Genomic DNA, 2,976 nt, shown 5'->3' with positions numbered 1-2,976 from the left:
GTGCACTGGTTGCCTTGAATAACAAACAAAAGGAGACTTTGACGAGCCAGATACGAGAAGGGCTGGTGCAGCAGGGGCAGTTATCAAGATTAATGAAAAAGGTAACTGTTTTGGCAACAGTCTCATTGACACAAACGGAAAAAGGACACGCTCAGTCTTATAGAGTGGGCGATAAAATCACATTTTATAATGAAGGTCGAATACCGCAGCACTATAAGGTGTGTGACCTTGGTGCCAATGGGCTGCATTTAAAAAATGCCCAAGGCAAGACAAGTCTGTTTGCTTATGACACTAAAGAAGACTTTAGTGTATCACGAGAAAAAATACTGGAAGTCGCTGTTGGTGAGCGGTTAATCAATGAACAGTCCTTATGTCATCAACGAGTCAAATATGCGCCTAAGAGTTCGTTTGTTGTGTCAAAAATTACTGAAGAGGGCATTTATGTCCGCCATGAGTCCAACACCTTATTTTTGACCAATAAAGCGTTGTCCGAACATCATTTTGATTATGATTATTGTAAAAAACCGCAAGAGATAAAACCAGACACCACTCAAGTGTTTATAGCGGCAAGACCGTACCAGCTCAATCGTAATCTCATCGGAGAAATCGGTGAACACGCGCAGCATGTGATTCTGTTTACTGATGATGGGCAAAAAGCACAGCGCTTTTTAGAGAGTGTGCAATTGAAATGGACTGCCTATGATGTGCAACAAAAAAAGCCCGATTTAGTCTACCGTGATATGGCCTATGCCAATAAGGCACTGGAACGAGAACTTAACTCGTTAATTCATCACCTGGATCTAAAATCAGAAGACAAAGAACACATTGCGGCCACAGCGCTCACGTATGCGCTTGCTAAATGCACGGAACGTAATGCAGCCTTTAAACACAGTGATTTAATGACCCATGCTTTAATGCATGCATTAGGAACGGCAGATTTTGAAGACATTGCTCCATTACTGAAAGGGCGAATAGCAGATTCCTTAGTTTATTTGGATACCTATTGGACGACCAAAGAGTCGTTAAACATTGAAGAGGCGATACTGCAGTCTAATTACAAAGAGCAAAATACGGTAAAGCCCATTGAGCTGTCTTCACAAAAGCTTTTGTTATTACCTGAAACCTTAACGCAAGGGCAAAAAGATGCCATCACGTTAGTGGTGAGCACATCCGACCGGTTTGTATCCATTCAAGGGCTTGCGGGTGTTGGTAAGACCACAATGATGCGTCATGTGAAGGACATTGCTGAGATCAATCAGTTTCAAGTAATAGGACTTGCACCGACGCATAAAGCCGTAGATGAACTCAATGCGAATGGCATCCAGGCGCAGACCATCGATAGTTTTTTGCGCAATGACGGTGGGTTGGGCTTAAGTCATTTAGTCATTGTGGATGAAAGCTCCATGATTGATAATGAGAAGTACCATGCCTTACAACAAAAGTGCATTGACACCCAATCGCGAATGGTGTTTACAGGGGATATTACTCAGTTGCAATCCCTGGCTTCAGGGATTCCTCATGAACTCACCATCAAAAGCCAATCGCAAAAAACAGCATTTATGACGGAGATTGTGCGCCAGAATCCGAATCCTGAATTAAAAAAAGCAGCTGAATTTGCATCACGTAGAGAAATTGGGAAGGCTTTTGAACTCATAAAAAACATTAATCCCGAAGAGTACGTGCAGCGAAAGACACCGGTACAGGGGTTGAATCATTCATCACTGATTGAAATTAATTGTACTGATGAGGAAGGAAAAAAGGACTACAAATCCATTTATCGTGCCATTGCTGACGATTTTCTCAGCCGAACCCCTGAGTGTCAAAAAAATACGCTAATAGTTGCTCATGCTCATGAGGACAGAACACCCATTGAAGTGTTAATACGTGAAGGGTTGCACCAACAACATCAATTACACAGTCAAGATGTACTGTGTAAGCGCTTATTTCCAATCAGCCTGGATCAAGCGGACCAAGTAAAAGCGCATTCTTTTGAACCAGGTGATGTCATTCGGTTTGGTAAAAACTATTCAGTGGCTAAAAAGGACGAGTATTTCACTATCAAAGCCATTGATAGTGAATCAAATAAATTGTTCTGTGTTGATGAGTCGCAGGTTGCGTTTACAATCAGTGCTTCTATTTTACCCAAAACAATGCCTTCCTTTTATAAATTGCACGAACGGCCTTTAGCCTCAGGGGATCGGATTCGATTAAAACGAAATGATGACGCTCGCGGCATTATTGCCAATGAAGAATATACGGTCACACAGGTTTTTGGTGAAACAATAGGCTTAAGCAACAGTAAAAATCAGGTCACGCTGAATTTAAAAAAACAATCAGATCTTCATTGGGATTATTCCTATACGAATACGGCTTATTCCAGTCAGGGTGCTACATCCAAGTTCATGATTGCCTTGGAATTGGAGGACCGTCTTGTTGTAACCACCCATAGATCTCATGAAATTGATGCAACTCGTGCCAGCCATCAAGCAACATTTTATACCGATAATTTCGAGGGGTTAGTCAAAAGACTTGAAGATCCCCTGAAACAACGCGATGCGGATAAAACCTCTGCTGTATTTACCGAAGAGGATTATCGTTTTAAACAACAGAAACAGCAAAGAATCAGCACGCAGTTAATGAATCGAGCTCAGGAGCACATTCTGGAAGAACCTAAGGAACAGGTAAAAGATTCTCCACTCATAAAAAAATATGAGTCTGCTCAAAAGCCGTCCATTAATGCGGAAGAACTGTATAATGGATTATTGAACGTATCTGATTCTTTAGTTAAAAGCCTTTTAGGAGAGCCGAATCATCGATTATCAACCCAATCCGAATATCGATATGGAGCCAAAGGAAGCTTGAAAATTGATCTTGATTCAGGTCTTTGGCACCATTTTGAGACAGGGGAGTCGGGTAATTTATTTCATCTTATTGAACGTGAGAAGGGTTTATCCGGTTTTAAAGAAACTCTGGAGC

1 protein-coding gene is annotated in these 2,976 nt (G+C 41.5%); it reads left to right on the top strand.

The window, feature by feature from the left end:
- Positions 1-38: 38 nt before the first annotated feature.
- The coding region (gene traI, locus A8O27_RS17900) for a conjugative transfer relaxase/helicase TraI (RefSeq protein WP_259293099.1) at positions 39-2,976 on the top strand (2,938 nt) is incomplete at its 3' end.

This window comes from Legionella bozemanae (assembly GCF_001648595.1).
GTDB lineage: Bacteria > Pseudomonadota > Gammaproteobacteria > Legionellales > Legionellaceae > Legionella > Legionella bozemanae.
The sequence above is the reverse complement of the archived record's forward strand: the minus strand, read 5'-3'. Positions and strand labels throughout refer to the sequence as shown.